We start from the raw sequence: 25,896 nt of genomic DNA, 5'->3' as shown, positions 1-25,896 counted from the left end.
ATCTCAGTGACCGCCATCGGCAGGCGCTGCCGCGGCGATGGTGGTTGAAGTGTCGCCGCCCGACGCAGGCGCGCCGCCGCCGTTGACGGCGGTCTGGAGGTCGGACTGGGCGAGGAAGAATTTTTGCTTGGCATCGATCGCGCCGCGCAGCGACGCCAGGCGCTGCCGCGCTTCGGTGAGCAGCGCGAAAATATCGACCTGCATGCTGGAGAAGCGCAGCTGCATCTCCTCCGTGATGATTTTTCGCAAGGGGAGGATTTCGCGCTGATAGTGGCTGGCGATGTCGTAGGTCGAGCGATAGACGCGATAAGCATCGCGCGCCTCGGAGCGGACGTTGACGGCGCGCTCGGTCAGGCGGTTGAAGGCGAGATTGTAGGTCTCCGCCGCTTGCCGCACCCGCACCTCGCCGCCGTCGAAGATCGGGATCTGGAACTGCACGTCAAAACCGCGTTCGCGGAACGGCGGGCCCTCGGGATCCTGGGTGCGGCGGGAGATGCCGGCGAGGTCGAGCAGCGTGACGAAGCGCGTCGCCTCGGTGAGGTTGAGTGACTTTGCCAGCGCCGTTAGCTCCAGCCGCGCGGTCTGAAGATCGATGCGATGGGCCACCGCATCGGCCTCGATCGAGGGCAGTGCCTGCGGCCGGCGCGGCAGCGGCGGCAGTTGATCGGGCAGACGGAAGTCGAGGCCGCCGTCCCACAGCCCCATCAGGCGCGCGAGCCTTTCGCGGACGCTCGTTGCCGCCTGCCGCGCGGTTGCGAGGTCGGCCGTGGTCTCGGCATAAAACACCTGCTCGCGGGCCTGGTCGAGCTTGTTGATCGAGCCGGTCTCGCCGAGTTTGACCGCGAGCTGCGCCGTCGATTCCGCCGTCGCCTTCGCGTCGGTGAGCAGCGCCACCATTTCGTTGCCGGCGACCGCACGGACATAGGCGCGCCGGACATCTGCGGCCAGCCGCAGCGTCGCCAACGCCGCGCGCAATTGCGCCTGACGGAAACGGTCGCGGGCGATGTCGGAGCGGAACGGCAGGGTGGCCAGCGCGAGGATGTCGCCAACTACCTGACGCTCTATCTCGCTCGCGCCATTGCCTGCGATGCGCGAGATCGAAAACACAGGATTGGGCGGCAGGCTCTGCTCGACCAACTCGGTCTCGGCCAGCGCCAGCTCGTTATAGGTCGCTTGCAGTCCCTTGTTGTTGAGCAGCGCGATCTGCACGGCCGTCTCGGTGGTCAGCGTGCGTGCCAGCAAGCGGCGGACGGCCGCGTTGACGGCCTCCGCGCCTTCGGCCGTTCGCACGAAGGCGACGTCCTTGTTGATGGTCTGGCTGGTGAGGTCCGAGACCGTCGTCATGCCTCCGTCCGGCGAGAATGCCATGCAGCCGGAGAGTCCCAGCGCAGTGAGCACGAGCAGGCCCCGCGCAAAATGATGCGTCATGGCGCGCCCCTACCGGTCTTGCTTCGGCTGCGGTGCGACAGCGTCGTTGCGGTCGCGCCATGGCCCCGGCGTCGCGGGCCGCAGGCTGGTGTAGGGCGCAATCGTCGAGCGATAGCCGACGCGTGCGACCTTTGCCGCAGGATCGGCAGGATCGGCGCCGGCAATTTGCGTCGTTGCTGGCATGCAGCCCGACAGCGCGAGTGCAAGCACGGCCAGCAGCGGCCATTTCAATGGAAAGTGTCGTCCACGCGCCGCGGATGCGGCGGCGAACTTCGCCCCGGAAAGCGTAAGCATGAGTCATCCTTGATCTGTCGTAGAGACCACAGGTTCGCGCGCGCGGATGCACGTGCGGCCCTGACGTCGTCGCGTCAGATCAGGCGATGGGAGGGCGGTAGTGCTGAGACGGCGCCGCGCTGTGCAGGCTGACCACGATCTCGGGCGCGCAGGCGGAAATCGGCTGCAGCGGCTTGGCGACGCCGGGCAGGTCGGCCGGCAGCGCGCTCACGCACATCATCGCGCAGCACGGGCCAGCCTTGCCGTCATGGTGATGTTGGGCGGGCGCATCCTGTGCGGCAGTCTGGTGATGCGCGTGCATGCCTGCGTGGTCATGCGGCACACCGTCATGCACGTCGCCGGCCTGCATCTGGTGATGCACCGGCACGAGATCGGCGAGGAGCGCGTCGTCGAGGCACGGCGCCGGGCCGCTGCCCCAGGCGAGGGCTGCTGCCGGAGCGAGCACGCAGAACAAATAGGCGAGGGCGATGATCCGCCCCACCCTGATCCGCATCGATCGCGTTAATCGCAACAGCATTCCGCCGACAGGCTCCTCGCGCGGCAATCTTGCACACGCAGATTGCAAACTAATGGCAAAGCGCGGCTTCGCCAAGCATCTTCTTACCGCAGTGCACCGCGCATGCCCAATATCGCGGCACGATGCTTGACCGCGCGGCGATCAGCGAACATGGTCCGGCCCGTGCACGCGCCAAATCTTCCAGAACAGAGACCGGCCTCATTCACCCCTGATTCGCGTCAGGCTTGGGTGCGGCTGTTGCTTGCGCTGCTGATCGGTTCGATCGGTGGCGTCGGCATGTGGGCGGTCGTCGTGGTGATTCCCGTCGTGCAGACCGAGTTCGCCGCCACGCGAGCAGCTGTGTCGCTGGCCTTCACACTGATGATGTTCGGTTTCGGCCTTGGCGGCGTGATCGCCGGCAAGATCACCGACAAGTTCGGCATCGTGCCGGCGATGGCGATCAGCATCGCTTTCATCGGCGTTGCCAACGTGCTGGCGGGGCTCTCGACCCAGCTCTGGCAGTTCGTCGCGGCCTATTTCCTGATCGGGCTCGGCACCTCGGCGACCTTCGCGCCGCTGATGGCGGAGGCCTCGCACTGGTTCGAACGCTATCGCGGACTTGCCGTGACCATCGTCGCGAGCGGCAATTACGTCGCGGGCACGATGTGGCCGCCGCTCATCAGCGAGGGCATGCAGACGATCGGCTGGCGCACCACGCATATCGGCATCGCCCTCGTTTGCGTGGTCCTGATGACGATCCTGGTGCTGGTCCTGCGCGCACAGATCGGCGACGACAAGGTCCGCAATCACGCCAATGCGCGGCCGCCGCAAGTCGATCTCAAGCTTTCGACCAATACGCTGACCGTGCTGCTTTCGATCGCCAGCATCTCCTGCTGCGTCGCCATGGCGATGCCGCAGGTGCACATCGTCGCCTATTGCGGCGATCTCGGTTACGGCGTGGCGCGTGGCGCCGAGATGCTGTCGCTGATGATGGCCTGCGGCATCGTCAGCCGCATCGGCTCGGGCTACCTTGCCGACAAGATCGGCGGCATCCGCACGCTGCTGGTCGGATCGCTGGCGCAGGGCTTTGCACTGGTGTTCTATCTGTTCTTCGACAGCCTGACTTCGCTCTATCTGATCTCCGCGATGTTCGGCCTGTTTCAGGGCGGCATCGTGCCGAGCTACGCCATCATCGTGCGCGAGGCGATGCCGGCGAGCGAGGCGGCAACCCGCGTCGGCATCGTGATCTTCGCCTCGGTGTTCGGCATGTCCTTCGGTGGTTGGGTGTCGGGCGTCATCTTCGACGCGACGGGCTCCTACGCTGCGGCGTTCGCGAACGGCGTGGCGTGGAATGCCCTCAATGTCGGTATCGTCTTGACGCTGCTGATCCGGTCGCGAATGAACGCGGTCAAGACGGGACCGGGTTTTGCGACCTAGACTTCTCGTCCCACCTTCAGCAGCGAGCAACCGGTGATCTTGTAGCTGCCGTCCGCCTGCTGCTCGAGCGTGTACAGCGCCTCCCAGGCTTCGCCATTGGCATCGATGATGTGGACGTGCTGGGAGATCCAGTTGCCTTCGCTCCTGCTCTCGCCAAATTCAAAACTCTTGTGCCGGTAGACCGGCGCGTAGCCGTTTTGCACCATGGACATGAAGATATCAGGGGCGGGGAATATCTCTTTGATCGCCGGTGCGGCGTAGGAATAGGCCGCCGCAGCATCGTCGCGCGCGAGAGCCTGTTCCTGGGCGCTGATCACGCCTTGCGCCGCCGAGACGTCGCCGGCGCGTGCTGAGACGGAGCTGAAGATAACGCTGATAGCGACGAGCAAGGCGGCGATGCGCATGACAGGCTCTGCGTTGAAATCCCGGCGATGCCAATCCTAGCACGACCTCAGCGAAATACGGCGTGCTATCGCTTCCGTTTCACCGCGGGCTTTGCGGGCTTGGCGGCGCGCGCCTTGGTCTTGGTGCCGGACTTGCCGGCCGGCTGCACCCGCAGCCCGTCCACGAACACGTCGAGCATGCGCAGTACCGAGGATTGCCAGCCGGGCTGGTCGTGCATGTAACACATGCCGACGAGTGCCCTGAGCAGATCCTCCGGGCTGACATCGCCGCGCATCTGGCCGGCCGCGACCGCGCGGTCGAGCAGCGAGCCGATCGCCTTGGTCAGCCGGTCCATCGAGAACGCCGCGAGTTCCGACGAGCTCTGGAACGTCAGCGCCAGCGCGGCCGACATGCCCTTTTTTGTGGCAACGAATTCGACATTGGAGCGCAGCCAGCGCCGCAGCGCGTCGACCGGGTCCTTGGCATTCTTCAATTGCTCAGCGAGCTCGCTGAGCTGCTCGACCTCGCGCCGGTACACCGCCTCGAACAAATCCTCGCGAGTCGGAAAATGCCGATAGAGCGTGCCGATGCCGACGCCGGCGCGTTTGGCGACGGCTTCCAGGCTCGCCTCGGGACCGCCCGCGTTGAACACGATTTTCGCCGCCTCGAGCACGCGCTCGCGATTGCGCACGGCGTCGGCGCGGGGCTTCCGAATCTGGTCGGTCTGGTCGTCCATGGCGGTAATGTAGATCACGAATTGGTTAGATTGAACCCTAGCAAGGCTGCATCGCGTTGTATGCGCACGGGCTTTCGACGAATTCCAAATATTTTCGGGCAGCCCTTGTTAACCGGAGGGTGCCTCCGTATCTTCCTTGAGATGTTGGCCGGGTTCCGCCTGGCCAACGCATATCGACGGCGGCCACGGAGGTGGCGCGCTGGCTGATGACTCATGTCCATATCTGATCGGAGCCTTGTATGAACCACTCCATCAGCCTCACCGTGAACGGTGCGCGGCGCGATTTCGTCCTCGACGATCCGCGCGTCACGCTGCTCGATCTCCTGCGTGAGCGCCTCCATCTGACCGGAACCAAGAAGGGATGCGATCGCGGCCAGTGCGGCGCCTGCACCATTCTCGTCGACGGCAAGCGCATCAACTCCTGTGTTGCTCTCGCCATCAGCCATGATGGCGCCGACATCCTCACCATCGAAGGCGTGGCGCGCGGCGACCAGCTTCATCCCGTGCAGGCGGCCTTCATCGCCCATGACGGCTTTCAGTGCGGCTTCTGCACGCCCGGCCAGATCATGAGCGCGATCGGCATGATGCAAGAGGCGCAAGCCGGCAACGATCCCGAGCGCATCCGCGAGTGCATGAGCGGCAATCTCTGCCGCTGCGGCGCCTATGCCGGCATCGTCGATGCCGTGCTGGAAGCCCAGGCCGGCATGGATGAATCCAATCAGAGGCGCTCCGCATGAAACCGTTCGATTATATCAGGCCGGCCACAGTGGCCGAGGCCGTCGCGGCGGCCGCTCAGCCGGGTACTGCCTATCTCGCCGCCGGCACCAATCTGCTCGATCTGATGAAGGGCGGCGTCAGCCGGCCGGATCGTCTGGTCGATGTCACGCATCTCGATGGGCTCGATCAGATCGAGACTCTCGCTGACGGATCGTTGCGCATCGGCGCGCTGGTGGGCAACGCCGATCTCGCGCATGACGCAAACTTCGCGAAATCCTACCCGGCCGTCGCTGAAGCGCTGCTGTCCGGTGCGTCCGCGCAACTGCGCAATGCCGCGACCGTCGGCGGCAATCTGCTGCAACGGACGCGCTGCGCGTATTTCTACGACACCGCCAGCCACTGCAACAAGCGCGAGGCCGGCTCGGGCTGCGACGCCCGTGAGGGCGAGAACCGCACCCATGCCGTGCTCGGCTGGAGCGAGAGCTGTATCGCCACGCACCCGTCGGACTTCTGCGTACCCCTGCTTGCGCTCGATGCCGTCGTCGAGATCGAGGGCAGGAACGGCCGCCGCGAGATCGCGCTCGACGCGCTGCATCGTCTGCCGGGCAACACGCCCGAGCGTGAATCGGGGCTCGAACCCGGCGACCTCATCGTCGCGGTGCGCCTGCCGCCCGCGGCGCGCGGCTTCGCCACGCATGCGCGCTACCTCAAGGTTCGCGAGCGCACGTCTTACGCGTTCGCCGTGGTCTCGGCCGCGGCGGCGTTGCGGATCGAGAACGGCAAGATCGCGGAGGCGCGGCTGGCGCTCGGCGGCGTCGCCGCAAAGCCCTGGCGTGCCCGTGCCGCGGAAGACGTGCTCAAGGGCGTCGCGCCGACGAGCGACGCTTTTCAGGAAGCCGCCTGGCGCGCGCTTACCGACGCAAAGCCGTCCGGCGACAACGCCTTCAAGATCGAGCTCGCACGCCGCATCGTCGTGCGCGCGCTGACCCTTGCCGCTGCCGGTACGCCCGCGCGTATTCCCGCGCTGCCGGCCTCTCCCTTTGCCTCGACGTCCGGAGCCATCCATGCCTGAGCTTAATCTATCCAGCTCTCCCGCCCATCTGCGCCACGGCTCGAACATCGGTCAGCCGCTGACCCGCCGTGACGGCGTCCTCAAGGTCAAGGGGCAGGCGACCTATGCCGCCGACAACCATCCGCCCGGCATGCTGTTTGCCGTGATGGCTGTCGCCAGCATCGCGCGTGGCCGCGTCACCTCGCTCGATGTCGCCGCCGCAAAACGCCATCCCGGTGTCGTTGACGTCATGACACCAGACCACAAGCCGCAGCTCGCAATCGATCCGGAAATCAAGACCAATCCGTTCGTGTTTCGGATGGAGGTGTTGCAAAGCGACGAGGTCCGCTACGCCAACCAGCCCATCGCCGTCGTGATCGCCGAGACGCTGGAGGCAGCGACGGAAGGCGCGGTGCTGCTGGCGCCGCGCTACGAGACGCTGCCCGCGCTGGTCGGCCTCGATGCCGGCGAGAGTTACGTGCCGCCGGTCGTGGGCGTCGGCAACCCCACCGAAAATCACCTCGGCGATGTCGAGGCGGGTCTTGCCGCGGCCGAGAAGCAGATCGACGCGATTTACGAAACGCCGCCGCAATATCACAACGCGATGGAGCCGCATGCGATTGTGGCCGCATGGAATGGCGACAGTCTGCAGATCGACATGCCGACCCAGGGTCTGATGCTGTCGCTTGCGCGCGTTGCCGAATTGTTCGGCATCGCGCATGACAAGATCCACATCCGCAGCCCGTTCCTCGGCGGTGGCTTTGGCTCGAAGGGGCTGATGGCTGGTCCGCCGGTCCTCGGCATCATGGCCGCAAAGCTGGTCGGCAAGCCGGTCAAGCTCGTACTGCGCCGTGAGCAGATGTACGGCCCGGTCGGTCACCGTGCACCGACGCGTCAGCGGCTGCGCATTGGCACGGATGGCGAAGGGCGCCTGACTGCGCTCGATCATCACGCCCGGACCGTGTCGAGCACGTTCGACGATTTCTACGAGCCCGCGGCGGACGCCTCGCATACACTCTATGCCAGCCCATCAATCCGCACCTCGCATGACGCCGTGCGCGTCAACACCGGTACACCGCTGTTCATGCGTGCGCCCGGCGAGGCCACCGGCTCGATCGCGCTCGAAAGCGCGATCGACGAAATGGCTTGGGCCTGCGGCATCGATCCGCTGGCTTTCCGCCTGAAGAACTACGCCGAGGTCGAGCCGATCACTGGCAAGCCGTTTTCGTCCAAGGCGCTGCGTGCTTGCTACGAGCAGGGCGCGGCGCGCTTCGGCTGGTCGAAGCGTTCGCTCCAGCCGCGGCAGATGCGCGACGATGCTGGCCTTCTCGTCGGCTGGGGCATGGGCACCGCGACCTTCCCGGCGCTGATGTTCCAGGCCGAAGCGCGCGCGGTGCTCCGCCGCGACGGTAGTGGCGCGATGGAGATCGGCGCGCATGACATGGGGCAGGGCGCCTGGACGGCACTCGCGCAGATCGCGGCCGACGAACTCGGGCTCGACATCGACCGTGTCGAGTTCAAGGCTGGTTCATCCGACCTGCCCGACGCGGGCATCGCCGGCGGCTCGGCGCACACCGCGACCGCGGGTGCTGCGATCCACAGTGCCGGTGCGGCCGTCGTCGCAAACCTCGCCGATCTCGCCACCAACGACGAGCGCTCGCCGTTGTTTGGTGCCGGCAATGCCGGCGTGATCGCGCGCGATGGCCGGTTGATCCGGCGCGACGACGAGACCCGTGGCGAGAGCTACGTCGAGATCCTCGCGCGCGCGGGCGTTGCCGAACTCGAAGCCCGCGGCACCGGAGCGCCGAACCCTGCGGCGATGGAAGAGTATGCGATGCACGCGCATGGTGCGGTGTTTGCGGAGGTGAAGGTCGATCCCGAGCTCGGCCAGGTCCGCGTCACCCGCATGGTCGGTGCGTTCGCGGCGGGGCGCATCGTCAATCCGCATCTGGTGAAGAGCCAGCTGTTCGGCGGCATGATCTGGGGCATGTCCTTCGCGCTGCATGAGGAAGCCATCACCGACCGCCGCAGCGGCCGGATCATGAATGCCAATCTCGGCGAGTACCATATCCCCGTGAATGCCGACGTGCCGCCGCTCGACGTGATCATGGTCGAGGAGCACGATCCGCATGTGAATGCGCTCGGCATCAAGGGCGTCGGGGAGATCGGTATCACCGGCAGCGCCGGCGCGGTCGCCAACGCGGTGTGGCATGCGACCGGCGTGCGTGTCCGCCGCTTTCCGATCAAGATCGAGGAGTTGTTGACGCAGCGCTGAGGCAAAAAGGCGGGACGAGATCTTCTCGTTCCGCCGCGTCCTGCTAATGCAGTTTCTTGCGGAGCGCCTTCAGCGCTTCTCGCTGCGTCTCGATGTAGTCGGCAATAGCCTTACGCAGCTCCTGCGAATGGAGCTTGTCGGTGTCGCGCTGCACTTCATCGAGCGCGGCCTCTGCATTGGCGAGCGTGATCTTCATCTTCGAGCCCAGTTATGAAGCGGCGCCGGAATGTCTCTCGGCTTGGGTTCGCAACATATAGAGGGTCGACGCGCGGAGATTGAGATGCCTCAAGATCCGTAAGATACCGGGGCACTCCGTAAGATTCCGGATAATGTCGATGCGCCTCAAAACGTCGGCGGCGTGCAGGCCGAGATCACTTCGCACGGCTTGCCGCCGACGCAGCGGAAGCGATGCGGGCGACGGCTCTCGAAGTAGTAGGCATCGCCGGGATTGAGGATGCGGCGCTCGTCCTCGACGGTGACTTCGAGCTTGCCCGAGATTACGATGCCGCCTTCCTCGCCGTCATGGACGAGGTGAACGCGTCCGGTGTCGCTGCCGGGCTCGTATCGCTCTTTCAAGATCTGCAAGCTGCGGCCGAACAGATTGTCGCCGATCTGGCGATACGAGATCGGCTTCTTGCCGACCTCGGTCAGCTCCTCGGCGCGGTAGAAAATCTTGCGCCGTGACTCCGGCTCCAGCGCGAAAAACTCGGCGAGCCCCATCGGGATGCCGTCGAGGATGCGCTTGAGCGCGCCGACCGACGGGTTCATCTGGTTGGATTCGATCAGCGAGATCGTCGAATTGGTGACGCCGGCGCGCTTGGCGAGCTCGCGCTGCGACAGCTTGTGGTGCGCCCGGATGAATCGCAGCCGTCTACCGATGTCGACGCTCATGCCCCTGGTCCCTGTTGCAGGTGTTGCGGATCGCGCAAATATGGACCGGCAGCCCCAGTGAAATCAATGGCTTGCAGGTGACCAGAAAAGGACTTGTTGCGCTTCCGAAGCCGTGCCTCTGCTATCCCGTCAGCAAAGGAGCGTGGCCCGTGACCCTTCATCAGATTCCGAACACTATCAAGACCGACTCGTTCTGGATGCCGTTCACGGCCAACCGTCAGTTCAAGAAGGCGCCGCGCCTGTTCTCCTCGGCCGAGGGCATGCACTACACCACCGTCGACGGCCGCAAGGTGATCGACGGCTCCGCCGGCCTCTGGTGCGTCAATGCCGGTCACGGCCGCAAGCAGATCGCCGCAGCGGTCGAGCGCCAGCTGATGACGCTGGACTTCGCGCCGTCGTTCCAGATGGGCCATCCGCTGGCATTCGACTTCGCCGAGCGTCTCGCCGAGATCGCGCCGAAGGGCCTCGACCGCATCTTCTTCACTAACTCCGGCTCCGAGTCGGTCGACACCGCGCTGAAGATCGCGCTCGCCTATCACCGCGCCAACGGCCAGGCGAGCCGCACCCGTTTGATCGGCCGCGAGCGCGGCTATCACGGCGTCGGCTTCGGCGGCATGTCGGTCGGCGGCATGGTCGCCAATCGCCGCGCCTTCGCCACCCATCTTCCGGGCGTCGACCACATCCGCCACACCCACGATCTCACCCGCAACGCCTTCGCCAAGGACCAGCCTGAGCATGGCGCCGAGCTCGCCGACGATCTCGAGCGTCTGGTCGGCCTGCACGGCGCCGAGACGATCGCGGCCGTTATCGTCGAGCCGGTGCCGGGCTCGACCGCGGTGCTGCCGCCGCCGAAGGGCTATCTCAAGCGCCTGCGCGAGATCTGCGACAAGCACGGCATCCTCCTCATCTTCGACGAGGTCATCACCGGCTTCGGCCGCCTCGGCACGCCATTCGCCGCCGACTTCTTCGGCGTCACGCCGGACCTGATGACGACGGCCAAGGGCATCACCAACGGCACCATTCCCTGCGGCGCGGTGTTCGCGAGCCGCAAGGTTCACGACGGCCTGATGGTCGGCCCGGAGAACCAGATGGAGCTGTTCCACGGCTACACCTATTCGGCGCATCCGACGGCCTGCGCCGCCGGCATCGCGACGCTCGACATCTACAAGGACGAGGGCCTGCTGACGCGCGGTGCGTCGATTGCCGAATACTGGGGCGATGCGCTGCATTCGCTGAAGGGTCTGCCGAACGTCGTCGACATCCGCAATTGCGGCCTGATGGGCGCGGTAGAGCTGTCGTCGCGTGACGGTGCGGTCGGCGCGCGTGGTTACGACGTCATGGTCGATTGCTTCAATCGCGGTCTGTACTTCCGCATGAGCGGCGATAGCTTCGCGCTGTCGCCCCCGCTCATCGTCGAGAAGAGCCATATCGACGATATGGTCTCGATCCTCGGCGACGCCATCAAGCGGGTGGCCTGATAATTGCTCTCGCCGTTGCGGAGTTTGTTCTTGCAGCGGCGAGCGTGATGCCGCGGGAGTTTGACGAAGCGTGAAAGTTCTGATCCTCGGCAGCGGCGTCATCGGTGTCACCTCTGCCTACTACCTTGCGCGTGCCGGTCATGAGGTGACGGTCGTCGACCGTCAGCCCGAGCCGGCGCTGGAGACCTCTTTCGCCAACGCGGGCGAGGTGTCGCCCGGCTATTCGTCGCCCTGGGCCGGTCCCGGCGTGCCGGTGAAGGCGATCAAATGGCTGCTGATGAAGCACGGCCCGCTGGTGATCCGGCCGAAGCTCGATCCTGTCATGTGGGTCTGGCTCTCCAAGATGCTGCGCAACTGCACCAGCGCGCGTTACGCGGTCAACAAGAGCCGGATGATCCCGATCGCGGAATACAGCCGCGATTGCCTGCGCGACCTGCGCCGCGACATCGGCATCCAGTATGACGAGCGCTCGCAGGGCACGCTGCAGCTTTTCCGCCACCAGGCGCAGCTCGATGGCACCGGTGAGGACATCGCCGTGCTCAAGCAGTATGGCGTTCCTTTCGAGGTGTTGAGCCGGGAGGGCTGCATCGCGGTCGAGCCGGCGCTCGCCGCCGTGAAGGAGAAGTTCGCCGGCGGGCTTCGCTTGCCGCAGGACGAGACCGGCGACTGCCACATGTTCACGCAGGCGCTGGCCAAGCATGCCGAAGCGCTCGGTGTGCGCTTCATGTTCAACACCGGCATCGATCGCATCGTCACGGATGGCGCGCGCGTCAGTGGTGTCGTGACCAGTGCGGGCTCGTTGCAGGCCGATGCCTACGTTCTCGCGCTCGGAAGCTGGTCGTCGCGGCTCGTTGCACCGCTTGGCATCTCATTGCCGGTCTATCCGGTGAAGGGCTATTCGATCACGGTGCCGATCAAGGACGCCTCCGGCGCGCCGGAATCGACCGTGATGGACGAGAGCTACAAGGTCGCGATCACCCGCCTCGGCAATCGCATCCGCGTCGGCGGCACTGCCGAGATATCCGGCTATTCGAGCCAGCTCTACGACGCCCGCCGCGCCACGCTCGATCACTCGCTGACCGATCTGTTCCCGCGCGGCGGCGATCTCTCCAAGGCGACGTTCTGGAGCGGCCTGCGTCCGATGACGCCGGACGGCCCGCCGGTGATCGGCCCGACGCAATACGGCAACCTCCACCTCAACACCGGCCATGGCACGCTCGGCTGGACCATGTCCTGCGGCTCCGGCCGCGTGCTCGCGGACATGCTGTCGGGCAGGAAGCCGGAGGTCGATGTGAGTGCGCTGACGGTGGACCGGTACAAGTATCGGTTCGGCTAAGACTCCATCCGCCCGTCATTGCGAGGAGCGAAGCGACGAAGCAATCCAGAGTGCCTCCGCGGAGAAAGTCTGGATTGCTTCGCTTCGCTCGCAATGACGATGTGGAGACGTCGCGGCTTTTCTTACTTTCGCCGTGCGCGGTGGAAGGTGAGCACGGGCTTACCCCGCGCCCGTCACGCAATTCACCCACAGCACCACAGCCTTCGCATCATTGGCCGGATTGGAAAACCGGTGCGGCCTTCGGCTAGCGAACCGAAAACTGTCGCCCGTCTTCAGCGACCACGTCTCGCTGTCCACCGTCAGCATCATCTCGCCTTCGAGCACGAGGCCGGCTTCCTCGCCGTCATGGGTATAGAGTTCGTCGCCCGCGGAGCCGCCGGGATCGATATGCACCAGGAACAGGTTGAGCCGGTTGTCGCTGCCCGCAGCGCTCAGCAGTTGCTTCGAAATTCCGCTGCGCCAGAGTTTCAGTTCCGGCCGCTGAAGCCCGCGCGTCACCACCTGGTCGGAGGCACCGTCGGGACTTGGGCTCGCACCGAACAAAGCGGCCATGCCGACGCCGAGCACGTCGGAGAGCGTTGCCAGCACGCGCAGCGATGGCGACGACAGGCCGCGCTCGATCTGGCTGAGGAAGCCGATCGACAGGTCGGTGCGCGCCGCGACGGTCTCGAGCGAGAATTGTCTGACACGCCTGAGATCGCGGATACGGCGGCCGACCGCGACATCCATCGCGGGCTCGGCCGGCTTGGTGGTAGCCTTGGCTTTCACCTTCGCCGGCTTTGCGGCGGCCGGTTTGCGCATTCTTTTGCCACCGCTCACGTCAAACCGCTTCCTTCATGTGCATGAAAACCGCTTGCATCGCCCGCGAAAGTGTGACCAAATTTTCATATTGGTGAAAATAGGCCGAAACGGCTTGGCCCGCAACGTCTGATCACGACATGCGCGAGCGCCGACATCGGCCAAGCCCAAAGGGGGATGCGATGAAGCGTTTTGGTCTGGCCGCGGTCGCGGCGCTCGCGATTGCAGCGGCGATGCCGGCTTCGGCGCAGCAGGCGTTGAAGGTCGGCTCGACGCCGACAGGCATTCCCTTCACCTTCCTCGACACCAAGACCAACACCATCCAGGGCATCATGGTCGACATCGTCACCGAGATCGGCAAGGACGCCGGCCTCAGCGTGCAGATCGAGCCGATGGCGTTCTCGGCGCTGATCCCGTCGCTCACATCGGGCAAGATCGACATGATTGCGGCGGCGATGTTCATCACCGCGCCGCGCAAGGAGGTCGTCGACTTCTCCGATCCGATCTACACCTACGGCGAAGGCCTGGTGGTCCCGAAGAGCGACACCAAGGCCTATGCCACGCAGGATGATCTGAAGGGCGAGACGGTCGGCGCCCAGGTCGGCACCGCCTTCGTCGATGCGCTGAAGAAGTCCGGCCTGTTCGCCGACGTCAAGGCCTACGACACCATCCCTGACATCCTGCGCGACGTGAACACCGGTCGCCTCAAGGCCGGCTACGCCGACTATCCGATCCTCGCCTACAATCTGAAGCAGGGTGGTTTCCCTGAGGTACGTCTCGTCGACGGCTACAAGCCCGTCACCGTCGGCTCGGTCGGCATCGGCGTCCGCAAGGGCGAGGCCGCGCTGCTCGGCAAGATCAACGCCTCGTTGGCGAAGCTGAAGGCCAACGGCACCATCGACAAGATCCTCGAGAAGTGGGGTCAGAAGGCGCAGGGTTGATCGACAGAGGCTGGTAAGGCTGACCGATGAAAGGCTTCTGGCACGACGCCGTCGAATTCTTCCCGATCCTGATGAGCGGTGTCGCGCTGACGATCGTCGTCACCATCGGCTCGCTGCTGCTCTCGACGGTGCTGGGTCTGATCTGGGCGATGATGCGGGTCTCCGGCATCAAGGTGCTGTCGATGCTCAGCGCCAGCCTGATCAACGTGATCCGCGGCATCCCGATCATCGTGCTGTTGTTCTACCTCTATTTCGTGATGCCGGATCTCGGCGTCACGCTGTCGGCCTTGCAGGCCGCGATCCTCGGGCTCGGCATCGCCTATTCGGCCTACCAGGCCGAGAATTTCCGTGCGGGCATCGAGGCGATCGACAAGGGCCAGATCGAGGCGGCGCAGTCGATCGGCATGGGCTGGTGGCTCACCATGCGCCGCGTGGTGTTGCCCCAGGCGGTGCGCATCGTGCTGCCGCCTTATGGCAACGTCATGATCATGATGCTGAAGGATTCGTCGCAAGCCTCCACCATCACGGTCGCCGAGCTCGCGTTGCAAGGCAAGCTGATCGCATCCTCGACCTTCAAGAACACCAATGTGTTCACGCTGGTGGCGCTGATGTATCTCACCATGAGCATCCCGCTGATCCTGCTGGTCCGTCACTTCGAGAAGCGGGCGGGCAAGAAATGATCGAGCTCACCGACGTCCACAAGAGCTTTGGCCAGAACGAGGTGCTCAAGGGCATCACGGCCTCCGTCCAGAAGGGTGAGGTGGTCTGCATCATTGGCCCCTCGGGCTCCGGCAAGTCGACGATCCTGCGCTGTATCAATGGGCTGGAAAGCTACGACCGCGGCGAGATCAACGTCGAGGGACTGAAGGTCGACCGCGATGCGTCCTCCATCGTGAAGGTCCGCACCCAGGTCTCGATGGTGTTCCAGCGCTTCAACCTGTTCCCGCATCGCACCGTGCTGGAAAACGTCGTCGAAGGCCCGCTCTTTGTAAAGAAGGAGCCGCGTGCGCAGGTGCTCGAGCGCGGCCGCGCGCTGCTCGGTCAGGTGGGCCTCGCCGAAAAGGCCGACGCGCATCCGCCGCAGCTCTCCGGCGGCCAGCAGCAGCGCGTCGCCATCGCGCGCGCGCTCGCGATGCAGCCAAAGGCGATCCTGTTCGACGAGCCGACCTCGGCGCTCGATCCCGAACTGGTCGGTGACGTGCTCGGCGTGATGCGCAAGCTCGCCGATGACGGCATGACCATGGTCGTCGTCACCCACGAGATGGGCTTTGCCCGCGACGTCGCCGACCGCGTGCTGTTCATCGACGGCGGCGTCATCGTCGAGCAGGGCGCGGCGAAGGCCGTCCTCAATCAACCCCAGCACCCGCGCACGCAGGACTTTTTGCGCCGCGTGCTGCATCCGCTCTGATCGGTCCTCGTCATGACTACGCGCCTGCCTCTGCCGCCCTCGCTCTATGCCGACACCGCCGTCGCGCCGGTTGCCACGCCGCCGCTCGACGCGGACAAGACCGTCCCCGTCGCGATCGTCGGCGGCGGCTACACCGGTCTGTCCACGGCCTTGCATCTGGCGGAGCGAGGTGTCGAGGCGCTGGTGCTGGAGGCGCAGGAACCTGGTTGGGGCGCATCGGGCAATAATGGTGGTCACACCAATCCCGGCTTGAAGCATGACCCCGATCAGATCGAGGCCGATTTCGGCGCCGAGCTCGGCCGCCGCATGATCGACTTCTCCTACGGCACGACCAATTTCACGCACGACCTGATCCGCCGTTACCAGATCCCCTGCGAAGCGCGGCAGAATGGCACGCTGCGCGCGGCCTACAACGAGGCCAGCGCCGCCGCGATCGAGAAGACGGCGCAGCAATGCATGCGCCGCGGCATGCCGGTGCAATATCTGAACCGCGAGCAGTTGCGCGAGATGACCGGCACGGACCGCTACATCGGCGCCATGCTGGACTCGCGCGGCGGCGATCTGCATCCGCTCAGCTACGCCCGTGGCCTCGCGCGCGCCGCGATTTCCGCGGGCGCGAAGGTCCATGGCGAAACGCCGGCGCTGTCGCTGCGTCGCGACGGCGCGCGCTGGCGCATCGAGACGCCGCGCGCGGTGGTGCATGCCGACAAGGTCCTGCTCGCCACCAACGGCTTCACCGACGATCTCTGGCCGGCGCTCCGCCGTACCATCGTGCCGGTATTCTCTTCGATTGCCGCCACCGCGCCGCTCTCCGACGCGGTCGCCCGCTCGATCATGCCGACACGGCCGGTGCTCTACGAGAGCGGTCATATCACCGTCTATTATCGGATCGATCAAAACAACCGCCTGCTGATGGGCGGCCGCGGCCCGATGCGCTGGATCAAGTCGCCCAACGACGTCGCCTATCTCATGCGTTATGCCGAGCGGCTATGGCCGCAGCTCAAGGGCGCCGCCTGGACGCATGGCTGGAACAGCCGGCTCGCCATCACCAAGGATCATTATCCGCATGTGCACGAGCCGGCGGAGAGCGTCCTGATCTCGCTCGGCTGCAATGGCCGCGGCGTCGCGCTCTCGACCGCGATGGGCGCGCAGCTCGCGCGCCGGCTGATCGGCGGTGCCAAGGCTGAGATCGACATGCCCGTCACGGGTATCAAGCCGATTCCGATGCACGCATTTTGGCCCTTGGGGGTTGCGACTGCTGTGATCACGGGCCGGGTGCGGGATCGGCTGGGCGTTTGAAGAAGAAGGCGCCGCCCCGTCAGGAGCGACGCCTTGCATGACTTGCAGATAGGGCGTCAGCAGCGACCCTGTTTCCACAGGCCGGGCGGGCAGCCCCTGCCGCGCCAGCCGACCTTGCGCCCGTGGTGCCATCCGAGATGAGTGGCATGGCGATGTCCATGGTATCCGCCATGATGGCCGTGGCCATGGCCATGACCATGTCCGTGGCCGCCCCTGGCGAATGCGGCGTTTGGCATGGTGAAGCCGGCCGCGATGATCAGTGTTGCGGCGAGCGCAAGTTTCTTCATCCGAAATCTCTCCTGTTAGGCACGCATCTGTCCGTTCGACGAACGAACATCGATCGCGGTGTCGCGTGCAAATGCGGAGGAGTCGTGACGCTCAGGATTCGGCGACAGCGTCGGCCCAGGGCTGGAAGATCTCGACCGCGCCCGAATTCGTATCGTCCTCGCGCATCACCACGCTGGGGCAGGCGAACTTCTGCGGCAGGGCCTGCACTTGCGTCTCTTCATAATCGAAGCGTGCGGCAAGTGTCTTGCGCACGTCTGCCGGCAGTCTGATATCGCCGATCACGACCGCGCCTTCGCTTGCGTCGATCCGCGGCTGGTGGATGGCCGTGTCGAGGTCCATGCCGTAATCCATCGCAAAGGACACGAGCTGCATCACCGACGGCAGGATGCGGCGGCCGCCGGAGGCGCCGACCGCGAGACGCTTGCCGTCCTTCGTTTCGGCGATGACGGGCGTGTAGTTGCAGAGACAGCGCTTCCCGGGAGCGAGCGAGTTGGTGGTGCCCGGCGTCGGGTCGAACCACATGATGCCGTTGTTCATGGCAATGCCGGTGTGCGGCGTCACGTATTTCGAGCCGAAGGACGAGAGCAGCGTCTGCGTGACCGCTGCGATGTTGCCGTGGCGGTCGACCACGGAGAAATGCGTTGTGCAGGCGGGCGCCAGATATTCGGCGCCGAGCGATCGCTTGCCGTCGGCATCGCCCATGTCCTTGAGCCGCTCGCGGAAGGCTGCTTGCAGCGCCACCGCATATTCGCTGTAGGTGGTCGCGTCGGGTGCGCTTCCCGGCTTCAGACTCTGCTGCAACAGCCGCAGCGCATGCGCCATTGTCGGTCCGGCCGTGAGCTCCGGCGTCGCATACACCTTGCCGCCGCGATAGGGGATCGCCAGCGGCTCGCGCAGATGGGCGCGAAACGCGGCGAGATCCTCCACCGACAGCGAGCCGCCGTCGGCCTTGATGTCGGATGCGATGCTTTTGGCGAGATCGCCCTGGTAGAAATCGCGCGGACCGGCAGCGGCGAGGTGCGACAACGTCGCCTTCAACGTGGCCAACGGCAGCCGCGTCTCGGACTTGATGCCCCACGGCGCGCTCGGCGGCAGGCCATCCTTCAGGAAGGTGGCCGCGCTCGCGGGATAGCGCCTGAGATCGGCTGCCGATGCCGCGATCGTCAGCGTGGTCCACCAATCGACCAGCAGGCCTTCGCCGGCGAGCGCGGCGGCCGGCGCGACCAGATCCTTCCACGGCATCTTGGCGTAGCGGCGATGTGCCTCCTCCATGCCGGCGACGACGCCGGGCACGGCGACCGAGCCGGGGCCGTGAATGTTGCGATCGTCCTTCACCCGCGGCCAGGGAAACAGATCGGAGGCCGCGCCTTCGCCGCTGAGCGGGTAGTCGGTGGTGCGCAGGCTCTGTGGCGCGCACATGCCGTAGTCGATCACCTCGGTGCGATTTTCCTTGGCGCGGTAGAGCACCATGGCGCCGCCGCCGCCGATGCCGCTGTTCCAGGGCTCCAGCACGTTCAGCGCAAAGGTGGTCGCGACGATCGCGTCCACGCAGTCGCCGCCCGCCGCCAGCACCTGCGCGCCCACTTCGGCCGCCCGTCGCGATTGCGAGGCGACGATGCCGCCCTTGGATGTGACGGCGGGTTTGCGGACGGCTTGGGCGAGGCTGAACTGATGAGGCATGATGTCGTCTTGATCTCTGGATTCGGTTGTTCTGGCTTCACGCGGAAGCTGCAGCATTGGCGGGGCGTGCGAAGGATGGCACATTGCCGCCAACGAGAAAATCCAAAGGGAGACGAGACATGGCAGGTGTGAAACAGGCGCGGGATGGCGCGGTTGGGATCTTGACGCTCGACGAGCCGGCGAGTCTGAACGCGATGACGCCGGACCTGCTCGGCGCGCTCGCCGCCGCCGTCGCCGAGATGACTGGGGATGAGGGCATTCGCGCACTGATCCTCACCGGCGCGGGGCGCGGATTTTGCTCAGGACAGAATTTGAAGGCATCGGAAGCGCTGGGCGAGGACATCGCCGCCGGCGTGATGCGGTTCTACTGGCCCGCGTTCAAGGCGTTGCGCGAATGCCGCGTGCCTGTCGTGGTCGCCGTCAACGGCGTCGCGGCCGGCGGCGGCTTCAGCCTTGCGATGGCCGGCGACATGATTGTTGCGGCGCGGTCGGCGAGCTTCATCCAGGTGTTCAGCCGGATCGCCCTGGTGCCCGATCTCGGTTCGACCTGGCTGTTGCCGCGGCTGGTCGGTCGGCAGCGCGCGCTCGAGCTGATGTTGCTGAACGAGCCCCTGACGGCCGAACGTGCGCAGGAGATCGGCCTGGTGCGGCAGGTCGTCGACGACGCGAAGCTGATGGACGAGGCGCTGGTCCTGGCGCGCCGTTTGGCGGACGGCCCGACGCGCGCTTTGGTCGCAACGCGTGCGCTTGTCGAGGAGAGCGAGCATGCGGCTTACGAGGCGCAGTTCCGCCGCGAGATCGAGGTTCAGGCCACGATCCGCAAGAGCGCCGACGCCATCGAAGGCCGCACCGCCTTCGTCGAGAAGCGCAAGGCGAAGTTTACGGGGAAGTAGAGGAGCAGCCGCGGACTGCGCTCAGAGCCCGCGGTCCAGCCGGCTGGCCTGATATTTGGCGTGCCATTTCGGGCCAGGCCCGCGCATGTAGTGAAGTTCGGGGCGGTAGGGGTTGCCTGCGATCCGCACCAGCTTCTGCCACTTGGTGGCGACGAAGTTGAGGGGCTGGCAGAGCAGGGTTAATGAAGCGAACAGCACGGCATCACCTCAATGCGGCTTGCCGAGCATGGCGGTGAAGGGAAGGTCGAAGATCTCCTCGCCGTCGGAGCCGCTGACATGGATCACCCAGTCGCGCCAGTCTTCGGCACCCGGGGTGTAGATCATCGAGTGCATGATCTGGGCCGCACGGTCACGCGCCTCGGTCAGGCTGGCCACCGCGGTGCCGCTGCGATCGATCAGCGTGCCTTCGGTGTTGGAGCAGTGAAAATAGACCTGGACCATATGCGTCTCCTGTCGGGAGCGACTGGGATGGCAAACCGATACCACCCGAGGCCTTCGCGAAACATTCGGGGCGAGCCCGGTAAGGGAATCTACGGAGATTGGTCGCTGCGAAGGCCCGAGCGGGTTTGATCACAGGGGGGTGATGATCAACTGGACGGCGTTCCCATGGCATGGAACAACTTTGGACCGAAAGTCCGGGGGATCGCCGTGAACCAGCTCACATTCTGGCATGAACGCCGAAGCTTGTTTGCGGCGATCGTCGCCGGAGCGCTGTTCGGTCTTGCCCCGGGAGCCTCCTCCGAGCCGGTGAGGAAAAGCGGCTACGCGATCGGCACGGAAACCTGTGGCAGCGGCGATCTCGCCTTTCCCAGAATCCAGATCGACATGAAGGCGGGATTCTGCGCCGGTCTCGTCGCCAGCGAAGAGGATCGCCTGAAATTTCCGCGCTCGATCATCCAGGTGCCAGGCCGTGACCTGTTCGTGGTCGCCGACATGGGGGGCTGGGGCCACACCGATGGACGGCTGCTGCTGCTCGATCCGCATGCGCCGCAGGGGCAGCGGTTCAAGGAGCTGCTGACCGCAATCGAATATCCGTTCGGTCTCGTGATTGGCCCGGACAAGAAGCTGTACGCCTCGACCGCGGAGACGATCTTCCGGTTCGATCCGCTCGCCGACAATCCCCGCAGCACGGTCGAGACCATCATCCGGCACATGCCCGGCCGCCGGATCACATTGCCTGACGGCACCAGGCTCGACGAGAGTGCCCATCCGCTCAAGCAGTTCGCCTTTGACGGGAACGGGCGGCTGTTCGTCAATGTCGGCTCGCACAGCGACGACTGCATCACGTCGGCGCCGATCACAAAACCATGCGCGGCGGCCGAGGGCGCGTCCGCGATGGCCTCGATCTGGCTGTTCACACCGCCCGCAGGCGGCATCTTCCCGGCGCTGAAGCCGGCCGATCCCGACCCGCCGCACACCGTCTATGCGCGCGGCCTGCGCAACTCGATGGCGCTGGCGCTGCATCCGAATTTTCCCGATCCTGGTTACGCCTTCCTGCAGGGCGAGAACGGCCGCGATCTGCCCGACATCTTCAAGCCGAACGAGGAGATCAACGCGATCGAGCAGGGCAGGCATTATGGCTGGCCTTATTGCTACGACCTGTCGACGCCGAGCCCCGAATTCAAGCCCGTGCTGCAATCCGGGGTCTACAGGTCGCTCTGCACGGCCAATGCGCTCTACAAGGCACCGTTCTCTCTGATGCCGCCGCACGGCGCGCCGCTGGCGATGCTCTATTATCACGGCGCGAAATTCCCGGAGCTGGAAGGCAAGCTGCTAGTCGGCCTGCACGGCTATCGTCCGACCGGCAGCCGCGTCCTCTTCTATGACGTCGACGACCATGGCTTCCCGAAGCCCGCCCCGGCGCCGGTGCGTTACCACGTCAGTTGCGCGGCAGATCCGACCCACAGCTTTCAGACCGACGCCGGAGAAGTCGCCGCCGCGCCATTCGACGAACTGATCGCAGGCTGGCACCGCGTCAACGGCGCGCGGCCGCAAGGAGCGCCCGTCGGCATGACGGTCGCAGAGGACGGCGCAATCTGGCTGGTCGAGGACAAGAACCAGACGGTAATCCGCATCGATCGCGCTGCTGGCGATCCGCCGCCGTTGCCTTGCGACATGCGCAGCCAGGCGATGATCGACCAGCTCGCGGCCTTCGTCGCCAAAGACGCGCAGAACAGTGTCCGGCTCACCACGCTGCGCAAGGGGCTCGTCGAAAAGCACTGCGTCGGCTGCCACTCGGATTTCGGCCTGAAGGCAGGGCAATCGGATGCGGAAAAGGACGCGACGGTGCTGCGCTTCATGCTGTCGCAGGACGGCTGGATCTATCCGGGCGATCCAGACTCCGGGAAGCTGCGCACGCGGCTGCGCGGTATCGGCGCCGAGAAGCTGATGCCGCCGGGCGGCGAAAGCCTGCCCAGGACCGAACCTGGCTACACGCGCCTGCTCGATACCGCGGACCTGCTGGTTGCGAAAATGGTTCCGGGCACGCGGATGCGGATCAAGTCCGGCCCGCCGCAGCGCAAGTTCTTTGGCAAGACCAACAAGGAATGCGGCGAAATACCGGCCGGCAAGGTCGTTGTCGTGACACAAAGGAGCGCTGTAGACAAACCCGGCTTCAGCCGATTCTTCCGGCCTGCCGATCCCTATCTGAATGGCGAGTGCAGCGACGACGATGGCTATTACATTCGGCAGGAATTTCTGGTGCCTGTGCAGTAGCCTCCTTCTCGTCATCGCGGCATCGCCGGCCCATGCTGAAACAAAGCTGTTCGAAAGCGTGCAGGTGACGCCGTCGGGCGAATACACCTTCGGCATCGAAGGGCCGGCGGCCGATCTCGACGGCAATCTCTTCGTGGTCAACTTTGGCAAGCCCGGCACCATCGGCAAGCTGCCGGTGGGCGGCGCGGCTTCGGAGCAGTTTACGGCACTGCCCGCGGGCAGCGTCGGCAACGCCATCCGCTTTGCGCGTGACGGCACCATGTTCATCGCCGACTACAAGAAGCACAACATTTTCGCGATCCCGAAGGGCGCGAGCGAGCCCGTCGTCTGGTTTCATTCCGACGAGATGAACCAGCCCAACGACATCACGGTCGCGCGCGACGGCACGATCTATGCGAGCGATCCGAACTGGAAAGGCAGGGAAGGCCACATCTGGCGCATCGCCAAATCTGCGGACGGCACGGTGCAGGGGCAGGTGATGCCCGCGCCGCGCGCGATGGGCACCACCAACGGCATCGACCTCAGCCCTGACGGCAAGACGCTCTATGTCGGGGAATCCAGCAGCGGCGAAATCTGGTCCTACACCGTCCGCGGTAACGAGCTCACCGGCGCAAAACTCGTCAAAGCCTTCCAGCCCGACACCGTCGACGGCCTGCGCACCGACGTCGCCGGCCGTCTCTATGTCGCGCGCATCCTCAAGGGCACCATCGCGCTGATGAAGCCCAATGGTGCGGTCGAGCGGGAGATCGCGCTGAAGGGCAAGGAGCCGACCAATCTCGCCTTCGGCGGCAGCGACGGCAAGACCGTCTTCGTCACCCAGCGTCAGGGCGGCTTCGTCGAGTCCTTCCGCACCGACCAGCAGGGCCGCGAGCACTGCCTCCAGCGCGGGCGCTGCTAGAGCATCACGGGCGGTCTGCCTCCGGCGCAGAGCAGCACCAAAGCGGCGGCATTCTTCTTGCTTGCATCTGGCCGCCGCAGGCATTTAGACATCTGTGGGCACCGTCAACGCGACCACGGAGTGTTTGAGTGAAAGCCGTCCATACCGAACTGCATCGCAGCCACGATCCGCAATTCTTCCTGGTTCGCGGTGTCGTCAAGCGCACCACGGAGCAGCCCGAGCGCGCCGATCGCCTGCTCAAGGGGTTGAAGGACGGCAAGCATCAGCTGGTCGAACCGACGACATTCGGGCAGGGGCCGCGTGCGCGGATTCACAGCCCGGAATATCTGTCGTTCCTCAGCGAAGCCTGGGACGCCTGGACCGCGCTCGGCGATTCCGGCCCGGAGATGATCGGCAACATCCATCCCGTGCGTCATGCCGCGACCTATCCCACTCATATCGTCGGCAAGCTCGGCTGGCACACCGCCGACACCGCGGCGCCGATCGGTCCCGGCACCTGGGCCGCGGCCTGCGCTGCCACCGATGTTGCGGTCACGGCAGCGCAGATGGTGATGGACGGCGAGGATGCGACCTATGCACTCTGCCGTCCGCCCGGCCATCACGCCTACCGCGACATGGCCGGCGGCTTCTGTTTCCTCAATAACAGCGCGATCGCAGCCGCGCATCTGCGGCTCAAGCATGAGCGCGTCGTGATCCTGGACGTCGACGTCCATCATGGCAACGGCACGCAAGGAATCTTCTACGCACGCCCTGACGTCTACACGGTGTCGATCCACGCTGACCCCATCGCGTACTATCCTTATGTGTGGGGCTACGCGCATGAGCGCGGCGAAGGACCCGGCCTCGGCGCCAATCTCAACATCCCCCTGGCCATCGGCACCGGTGACGACGGCTACATCCAGGCGATGGATGTCGCGCGCAAGGCGATCGAATCCTTTGCACCCGGCGCCCTCGTCATCGCGCTCGGCCTCGATGCCTCCGAGCACGATCCACTGAAGGGCCTCGCCGTCACCACGCCGGGCTTCCGCCGCATCGGCCAGGCGATCGCGAAGCTGGGCCTGCCGACCGTGTTCGTGCAGGAGGGCGGCTATCTCTCGGATATTCTGGGCGCGAACCTGACCTCGGTGCTGGCCGGGTTTGAAGAGGCGCGGTGAAGTTTACCTCTCCCCGCTTGCGGGGAGAGGTCGGAATTTGCGTAAGCAAATTCCGGGTGAGGGGGACTCTCCGCGAGTTCGACTGTCACCGTGCGCACGGAGACAACCCGCCGCGCCTAATCCTTGAACAAAATCTGCTCCAGCAGGTCGATCCGCCTGATCTGGATGGTGCTGCCGTCGATGGCGATGATGCGGCGGTTCTGGAAACGCTTCAGCATCATCGTCACCCATTGCCGGGTCGAGCCCACCATGGCCGCGATCTGGTCATGGGTGATCTTGCGGTTGATGACGATGGTGTCGCCGTCGGCCGTGCCATGCAATTCCGACAGCGTGAGCAGGAATTGCGCCAGCCGTTCGATCACCGATCGCGTACCGAGGATCTGCGCCATCGAGGAGTAGCATTTGCCCTTGGCGATGAGGCCGTCGATCAGCGCCAGCGCGAAGCTCGGCATGCTGGTCAACAGCTTCTCAAGCGCGGGGCCGGAGAGTGTCGTAATCTCGCAGGCCTCGATGGCGATGCCCGACCACATGTGAATGCCACCGCCGGATATCTCGGGGCCTCCAATGAAATGTCCCGGCGTCCAATAGGCGAGCGTGATCTCGCGGCCCGACGGCGCGGTGTAGTAGACCCGCACCTGTCCGCGGCGGATGATGAAGATGCCGTCGTGGCCATCGCCCTGGCTGAATACCATTTCGCCCTGCGGCACCGTGATGATGCGGCCGGCCGCGTGCACGCGCGCCTGCTCCGACGCGGACAAACGGTCGAGGAAATGCGCGCCGGCATTCAGCCCGTCGATCGTCTCGCTCATGAACAGCGCCGAGCTTGCGGGCCTCGCGCGTGTGCTGCGGACCCGCCGCGTCTTCTTGTGGTCGGTCCAGTCGAACGGAACGCCTGCATGAGGCCGGTCGGCGAAAGCGGCAGGCTCGGTCGCGGCAGCTTCCTTGAGTATGGTCATCGCAATCCGTCAGCTCTCCAGGGGCTTGCGAATAGGTAAGTGCGGCGGTGGTGCGATGTCCATCTCTTTGCGATCGTTCCAAATCACTTAGCAAAGCTTGATGTGTGCGGCGACCGGCAGCGAAACGATTCCTCTGTCCATGGCTCCGTCCTGAGAAAATCCTTTGCGTCGTTGCGCGACGGAATCATGACGCGAACGTCCTGCGACAGCGACGCAAGTAATTGCTTCAAGCGTTGCGCCGCGCCTTCGATAGTGCCGGCCAGCGTTGCCGCCGGCACGCGCCCGGCCTCCCGAGGACAGTTCGATGATCGAATTCAGCTCTTTGAGATTCAGTGTGGCCATT

Annotated in this window: 28 protein-coding genes; 14 read left to right on the top strand and 14 right to left on the bottom strand. The window is 65.2% G+C overall.

Annotated features, from left to right (window positions below):
• Nucleotides 1–3: 3 nt before the first annotated feature.
• From ACVJ5M_RS39965 to ACVJ5M_RS39955, 3 genes are all read right to left on the bottom strand, one after another.
• Nucleotides 4–1,428 carry a TolC family protein gene (locus tag ACVJ5M_RS39965; RefSeq protein WP_063985392.1) on the bottom strand — a complete coding sequence of 475 codons (1,425 nt, stop codon included), beginning with the start codon at nucleotides 1,426–1,428 and terminating at the stop codon, nucleotides 4–6.
• A gap of 9 nt (nucleotides 1,429–1,437) precedes the next feature.
• On the bottom strand, nucleotides 1,438–1,722 hold the full coding sequence (locus ACVJ5M_RS39960; RefSeq protein ID WP_063985391.1) for a hypothetical protein: 285 nt from the start codon (nucleotides 1,720–1,722) through the stop codon (nucleotides 1,438–1,440).
• A 79-nt stretch (nucleotides 1,723–1,801) separates the two neighbouring features.
• On the bottom strand, nucleotides 1,802–2,239 hold the full coding sequence (locus ACVJ5M_RS39955; RefSeq protein WP_354099884.1) for a hypothetical protein: 438 nt from the start codon (nucleotides 2,237–2,239) through the stop codon (nucleotides 1,802–1,804).
• A 150-nt stretch (nucleotides 2,240–2,389) separates the two neighbouring features.
• Here ACVJ5M_RS39955 and ACVJ5M_RS39950 point away from each other — a divergent pair, with 150 nt between their 5' ends.
• Nucleotides 2,390–3,655: an MFS transporter gene (locus ACVJ5M_RS39950; RefSeq protein WP_063985389.1), complete on the top strand. Its 1,266-nt coding sequence runs from the start codon at nucleotides 2,390–2,392 to the stop codon at nucleotides 3,653–3,655.
• Here ACVJ5M_RS39950 and ACVJ5M_RS39945 read toward each other — a convergent pair.
• Together ACVJ5M_RS39945 and ACVJ5M_RS39940 are read right to left on the bottom strand one after the other, a co-directional pair.
• Nucleotides 3,652–4,059, bottom strand: a complete 408-nt coding sequence (locus ACVJ5M_RS39945; protein WP_063985388.1) for a DUF4864 domain-containing protein — start codon at nucleotides 4,057–4,059, stop codon at nucleotides 3,652–3,654. The genes ACVJ5M_RS39950 and ACVJ5M_RS39945 overlap by 4 nt on opposite strands.
• A 65-nt stretch (nucleotides 4,060–4,124) precedes the next feature.
• Nucleotides 4,125–4,775, bottom strand: a complete 651-nt coding sequence (locus ACVJ5M_RS39940; protein WP_187388096.1) for a TetR/AcrR family transcriptional regulator — start codon at nucleotides 4,773–4,775, stop codon at nucleotides 4,125–4,127.
• Between the two features lie 239 nt (nucleotides 4,776–5,014).
• Here ACVJ5M_RS39940 and ACVJ5M_RS39935 point away from each other — a divergent pair, with 239 nt between their 5' ends.
• Genes ACVJ5M_RS39935 through ACVJ5M_RS39925 form a run of 3 tightly spaced genes read left to right on the top strand, consistent with a single transcriptional unit; the run spans nucleotide 5,015 to nucleotide 8,818 of the window.
• Nucleotides 5,015–5,512 carry a (2Fe-2S)-binding protein gene (locus tag ACVJ5M_RS39935; protein ID WP_354099883.1) on the top strand — a complete coding sequence of 166 codons (498 nt, stop codon included), beginning with the start codon at nucleotides 5,015–5,017 and terminating at the stop codon, nucleotides 5,510–5,512.
• The gene (locus ACVJ5M_RS39930; RefSeq protein ID WP_063985386.1) at nucleotides 5,509–6,564 is read left to right on the top strand and encodes an FAD binding domain-containing protein; all 1,056 of its coding nucleotides are present in this window, start codon (nucleotides 5,509–5,511) and stop codon (nucleotides 6,562–6,564) included. The genes ACVJ5M_RS39935 and ACVJ5M_RS39930 overlap by 4 nt, the downstream gene beginning before the upstream one ends.
• On the top strand, nucleotides 6,557–8,818 hold the full coding sequence (locus tag ACVJ5M_RS39925; RefSeq protein WP_456679609.1) for a xanthine dehydrogenase family protein molybdopterin-binding subunit: 2,262 nt from the start codon (nucleotides 6,557–6,559) through the stop codon (nucleotides 8,816–8,818). Before ACVJ5M_RS39930 ends, ACVJ5M_RS39925 begins: the two co-directional genes overlap by 8 nt.
• A 43-nt stretch (nucleotides 8,819–8,861) precedes the next feature.
• Here ACVJ5M_RS39925 and ACVJ5M_RS39920 read toward each other — a convergent pair whose 3' ends face one another.
• The gene (locus ACVJ5M_RS39920) at nucleotides 8,862–9,014 is read right to left on the bottom strand and encodes a hypothetical protein (protein WP_166082130.1); all 153 of its coding nucleotides are present in this window, start codon (nucleotides 9,012–9,014) and stop codon (nucleotides 8,862–8,864) included.
• Nucleotides 9,015–9,160: 146 nt separating this feature from the next.
• Complete coding sequence (locus ACVJ5M_RS39915) at nucleotides 9,161–9,709, bottom strand: cupin domain-containing protein (protein ID WP_231144261.1); 549 nt, start codon at nucleotides 9,707–9,709, stop codon at nucleotides 9,161–9,163.
• Between the two features lie 149 nt (nucleotides 9,710–9,858).
• Between ACVJ5M_RS39915 and ACVJ5M_RS39910 the strand changes: the two genes are divergently transcribed.
• Nucleotides 9,859–11,187 carry an aspartate aminotransferase family protein gene (locus ACVJ5M_RS39910; RefSeq protein WP_063986675.1) on the top strand — a complete coding sequence of 443 codons (1,329 nt, stop codon included), beginning with the start codon at nucleotides 9,859–9,861 and terminating at the stop codon, nucleotides 11,185–11,187.
• 70 nt (nucleotides 11,188–11,257) lie between these two features.
• Complete coding sequence (locus ACVJ5M_RS39905; RefSeq protein WP_063985383.1) at nucleotides 11,258–12,523, top strand: D-amino acid dehydrogenase; 1,266 nt, start codon at nucleotides 11,258–11,260, stop codon at nucleotides 12,521–12,523.
• A gap of 159 nt (nucleotides 12,524–12,682) precedes the next feature.
• Here ACVJ5M_RS39905 and ACVJ5M_RS39900 read toward each other — a convergent pair whose 3' ends face one another.
• Nucleotides 12,683–13,324 (bottom strand): helix-turn-helix domain-containing protein, encoded by a 642-nt coding sequence (locus tag ACVJ5M_RS39900; RefSeq protein ID WP_063985382.1) that lies wholly within the window; start codon nucleotides 13,322–13,324, stop codon nucleotides 12,683–12,685.
• A 179-nt stretch (nucleotides 13,325–13,503) separates the two neighbouring features.
• Between ACVJ5M_RS39900 and ACVJ5M_RS39895 the strand changes: the two genes are divergently transcribed.
• The 4 genes from ACVJ5M_RS39895 to ACVJ5M_RS39880 are packed head-to-tail and all read left to right on the top strand — an operon-like array spanning nucleotide 13,504 to nucleotide 16,969.
• Nucleotides 13,504–14,262, top strand: a complete 759-nt coding sequence (locus tag ACVJ5M_RS39895; protein WP_063985381.1) for an ABC transporter substrate-binding protein — start codon at nucleotides 13,504–13,506, stop codon at nucleotides 14,260–14,262.
• Nucleotides 14,263–14,288: 26 nt separating this feature from the next.
• The gene (locus ACVJ5M_RS39890; RefSeq protein ID WP_014497665.1) at nucleotides 14,289–14,942 is read left to right on the top strand and encodes an amino acid ABC transporter permease; all 654 of its coding nucleotides are present in this window, start codon (nucleotides 14,289–14,291) and stop codon (nucleotides 14,940–14,942) included.
• Nucleotides 14,939–15,670, top strand: coding sequence for an amino acid ABC transporter ATP-binding protein (locus ACVJ5M_RS39885; protein ID WP_063985380.1), 732 nt, complete (start codon nucleotides 14,939–14,941; stop codon nucleotides 15,668–15,670). The genes ACVJ5M_RS39890 and ACVJ5M_RS39885 overlap by 4 nt, the downstream gene beginning before the upstream one ends.
• A gap of 12 nt (nucleotides 15,671–15,682) precedes the next feature.
• Nucleotides 15,683–16,969: an NAD(P)/FAD-dependent oxidoreductase gene (locus ACVJ5M_RS39880; RefSeq protein WP_063985379.1), complete on the top strand. Its 1,287-nt coding sequence runs from the start codon at nucleotides 15,683–15,685 to the stop codon at nucleotides 16,967–16,969.
• 56 nt (nucleotides 16,970–17,025) lie between these two features.
• Here ACVJ5M_RS39880 and ACVJ5M_RS39875 read toward each other — a convergent pair whose 3' ends face one another.
• Nucleotides 17,026–17,256: a hypothetical protein gene (locus ACVJ5M_RS39875; protein ID WP_283018467.1), complete on the bottom strand. Its 231-nt coding sequence runs from the start codon at nucleotides 17,254–17,256 to the stop codon at nucleotides 17,026–17,028.
• A gap of 91 nt (nucleotides 17,257–17,347) precedes the next feature.
• Nucleotides 17,348–18,937 carry a gamma-glutamyltransferase family protein gene (locus ACVJ5M_RS39870; RefSeq protein ID WP_283018468.1) on the bottom strand — a complete coding sequence of 530 codons (1,590 nt, stop codon included), beginning with the start codon at nucleotides 18,935–18,937 and terminating at the stop codon, nucleotides 17,348–17,350.
• A 119-nt stretch (nucleotides 18,938–19,056) separates the two neighbouring features.
• Here ACVJ5M_RS39870 and ACVJ5M_RS39865 point away from each other — a divergent pair, with 119 nt between their 5' ends.
• Nucleotides 19,057–19,830 (top strand): enoyl-CoA hydratase-related protein, encoded by a 774-nt coding sequence (locus ACVJ5M_RS39865; RefSeq protein WP_063985377.1) that lies wholly within the window; start codon nucleotides 19,057–19,059, stop codon nucleotides 19,828–19,830.
• 21 nt (nucleotides 19,831–19,851) lie between these two features.
• Here ACVJ5M_RS39865 and ACVJ5M_RS39860 read toward each other — a convergent pair whose 3' ends face one another.
• Nucleotides 19,852–20,028 carry a hypothetical protein gene (locus tag ACVJ5M_RS39860; protein WP_187387812.1) on the bottom strand — a complete coding sequence of 59 codons (177 nt, stop codon included), beginning with the start codon at nucleotides 20,026–20,028 and terminating at the stop codon, nucleotides 19,852–19,854.
• Nucleotides 20,029–20,037: 9 nt separating this feature from the next.
• Nucleotides 20,038–20,271 carry a DUF6894 family protein gene (locus tag ACVJ5M_RS39855; RefSeq protein WP_014497658.1) on the bottom strand — a complete coding sequence of 78 codons (234 nt, stop codon included), beginning with the start codon at nucleotides 20,269–20,271 and terminating at the stop codon, nucleotides 20,038–20,040.
• 207 nt (nucleotides 20,272–20,478) lie between these two features.
• On the opposite strand from ACVJ5M_RS39855, the gene ACVJ5M_RS39850 reads away from it, so the two are divergent.
• The 3 genes from ACVJ5M_RS39850 to ACVJ5M_RS39840 all read left to right on the top strand — a co-directional run bounded on the left by ACVJ5M_RS39850 (nucleotide 20,479) and on the right by ACVJ5M_RS39840 (nucleotide 24,597).
• Nucleotides 20,479–22,545 carry a PQQ-dependent sugar dehydrogenase gene (locus ACVJ5M_RS39850; protein WP_063986673.1) on the top strand — a complete coding sequence of 689 codons (2,067 nt, stop codon included), beginning with the start codon at nucleotides 20,479–20,481 and terminating at the stop codon, nucleotides 22,543–22,545.
• Nucleotides 22,502–23,443: an SMP-30/gluconolactonase/LRE family protein gene (locus ACVJ5M_RS39845; RefSeq protein WP_063985376.1), complete on the top strand. Its 942-nt coding sequence runs from the start codon at nucleotides 22,502–22,504 to the stop codon at nucleotides 23,441–23,443. Before ACVJ5M_RS39850 ends, ACVJ5M_RS39845 begins: the two co-directional genes overlap by 44 nt.
• Before the next feature lie 128 nt (nucleotides 23,444–23,571).
• Entirely contained in the window at nucleotides 23,572–24,597 is a 1,026-nt protein-coding gene (locus tag ACVJ5M_RS39840; RefSeq protein WP_063985375.1) for a histone deacetylase family protein, read from the top strand.
• 116 nt (nucleotides 24,598–24,713) lie between these two features.
• Here the strand turns inward: ACVJ5M_RS39840 and ACVJ5M_RS39835 are convergent, their stop codons facing one another.
• Both ACVJ5M_RS39835 and ACVJ5M_RS39830 read right to left on the bottom strand, forming a co-directional pair.
• The gene (locus ACVJ5M_RS39835; RefSeq protein ID WP_371496430.1) at nucleotides 24,714–25,553 is read right to left on the bottom strand and encodes a Crp/Fnr family transcriptional regulator; all 840 of its coding nucleotides are present in this window, start codon (nucleotides 25,551–25,553) and stop codon (nucleotides 24,714–24,716) included.
• 87 nt (nucleotides 25,554–25,640) lie between these two features.
• Nucleotides 25,641–25,895 carry a hypothetical protein gene (locus ACVJ5M_RS39830; RefSeq protein ID WP_187387811.1) on the bottom strand — a complete coding sequence of 85 codons (255 nt, stop codon included), beginning with the start codon at nucleotides 25,893–25,895 and terminating at the stop codon, nucleotides 25,641–25,643.
• Between the last annotated feature and the right edge of the window lies 1 nt (nucleotide 25,896).

This window comes from Bradyrhizobium sp. S3.7.6, assembly GCF_054061875.1.
Note: the sequence above shows the minus strand (reverse complement) of the source record. Positions and strands in the feature narration are given on the sequence as shown.

Bases quoted from the DNA above. Each gene is read 5' to 3' on its own strand.
- ACVJ5M_RS39965 (WP_063985392.1), bottom strand. From the start codon at position 1,428: ATGACGCATCATTTTGCGCGGGGCCTGCTCGTGCTCACTGCGCTGGGA.
- ACVJ5M_RS39960 (WP_063985391.1), bottom strand. From the start codon at position 1,722: ATGCTTACGCTTTCCGGGGCGAAGTTCGCCGCCGCATCCGCGGCGCGT.
- ACVJ5M_RS39955 (WP_354099884.1), bottom strand. From the start codon at position 2,239: ATGCTGTTGCGATTAACGCGATCGATGCGGATCAGGGTGGGGCGGATC.
- ACVJ5M_RS39950 (WP_063985389.1), top strand. From the start codon at position 2,390: ATGGTCCGGCCCGTGCACGCGCCAAATCTTCCAGAACAGAGACCGGCC.
- ACVJ5M_RS39945 (WP_063985388.1), bottom strand. From the start codon at position 4,059: ATGCGCATCGCCGCCTTGCTCGTCGCTATCAGCGTTATCTTCAGCTCC.
- ACVJ5M_RS39940 (WP_187388096.1), bottom strand. From the start codon at position 4,775: ATGGACGACCAGACCGACCAGATTCGGAAGCCCCGCGCCGACGCCGTG.
- ACVJ5M_RS39935 (WP_354099883.1), top strand. From the start codon at position 5,015: ATGAACCACTCCATCAGCCTCACCGTGAACGGTGCGCGGCGCGATTTC.
- ACVJ5M_RS39930 (WP_063985386.1), top strand. From the start codon at position 5,509: ATGAAACCGTTCGATTATATCAGGCCGGCCACAGTGGCCGAGGCCGTC.
- ACVJ5M_RS39925 (WP_456679609.1), top strand. From the start codon at position 6,557: ATGCCTGAGCTTAATCTATCCAGCTCTCCCGCCCATCTGCGCCACGGC.
- ACVJ5M_RS39920 (WP_166082130.1), bottom strand. From the start codon at position 9,014: ATGAAGATCACGCTCGCCAATGCAGAGGCCGCGCTCGATGAAGTGCAG.
- ACVJ5M_RS39915 (WP_231144261.1), bottom strand. From the start codon at position 9,709: ATGAGCGTCGACATCGGTAGACGGCTGCGATTCATCCGGGCGCACCAC.
- ACVJ5M_RS39900 (WP_063985382.1), bottom strand. From the start codon at position 13,324: ATGCGCAAACCGGCCGCCGCAAAGCCGGCGAAGGTGAAAGCCAAGGCT.
- ACVJ5M_RS39895 (WP_063985381.1), top strand. From the start codon at position 13,504: ATGAAGCGTTTTGGTCTGGCCGCGGTCGCGGCGCTCGCGATTGCAGCG.
- ACVJ5M_RS39890 (WP_014497665.1), top strand. From the start codon at position 14,289: ATGAAAGGCTTCTGGCACGACGCCGTCGAATTCTTCCCGATCCTGATG.
- ACVJ5M_RS39885 (WP_063985380.1), top strand. From the start codon at position 14,939: ATGATCGAGCTCACCGACGTCCACAAGAGCTTTGGCCAGAACGAGGTG.
- ACVJ5M_RS39880 (WP_063985379.1), top strand. From the start codon at position 15,683: ATGACTACGCGCCTGCCTCTGCCGCCCTCGCTCTATGCCGACACCGCC.
- ACVJ5M_RS39875 (WP_283018467.1), bottom strand. From the start codon at position 17,256: ATGAAGAAACTTGCGCTCGCCGCAACACTGATCATCGCGGCCGGCTTC.
- ACVJ5M_RS39870 (WP_283018468.1), bottom strand. From the start codon at position 18,937: ATGCCTCATCAGTTCAGCCTCGCCCAAGCCGTCCGCAAACCCGCCGTC.
- ACVJ5M_RS39865 (WP_063985377.1), top strand. From the start codon at position 19,057: ATGGCAGGTGTGAAACAGGCGCGGGATGGCGCGGTTGGGATCTTGACG.
- ACVJ5M_RS39855 (WP_014497658.1), bottom strand. From the start codon at position 20,271: ATGGTCCAGGTCTATTTTCACTGCTCCAACACCGAAGGCACGCTGATC.
- ACVJ5M_RS39845 (WP_063985376.1), top strand. From the start codon at position 22,502: ATGGCTATTACATTCGGCAGGAATTTCTGGTGCCTGTGCAGTAGCCTC.
- ACVJ5M_RS39835 (WP_371496430.1), bottom strand. From the start codon at position 25,553: ATGACCATACTCAAGGAAGCTGCCGCGACCGAGCCTGCCGCTTTCGCC.
- ACVJ5M_RS39830 (WP_187387811.1), bottom strand. From the start codon at position 25,895: ATGGCCACACTGAATCTCAAAGAGCTGAATTCGATCATCGAACTGTCC.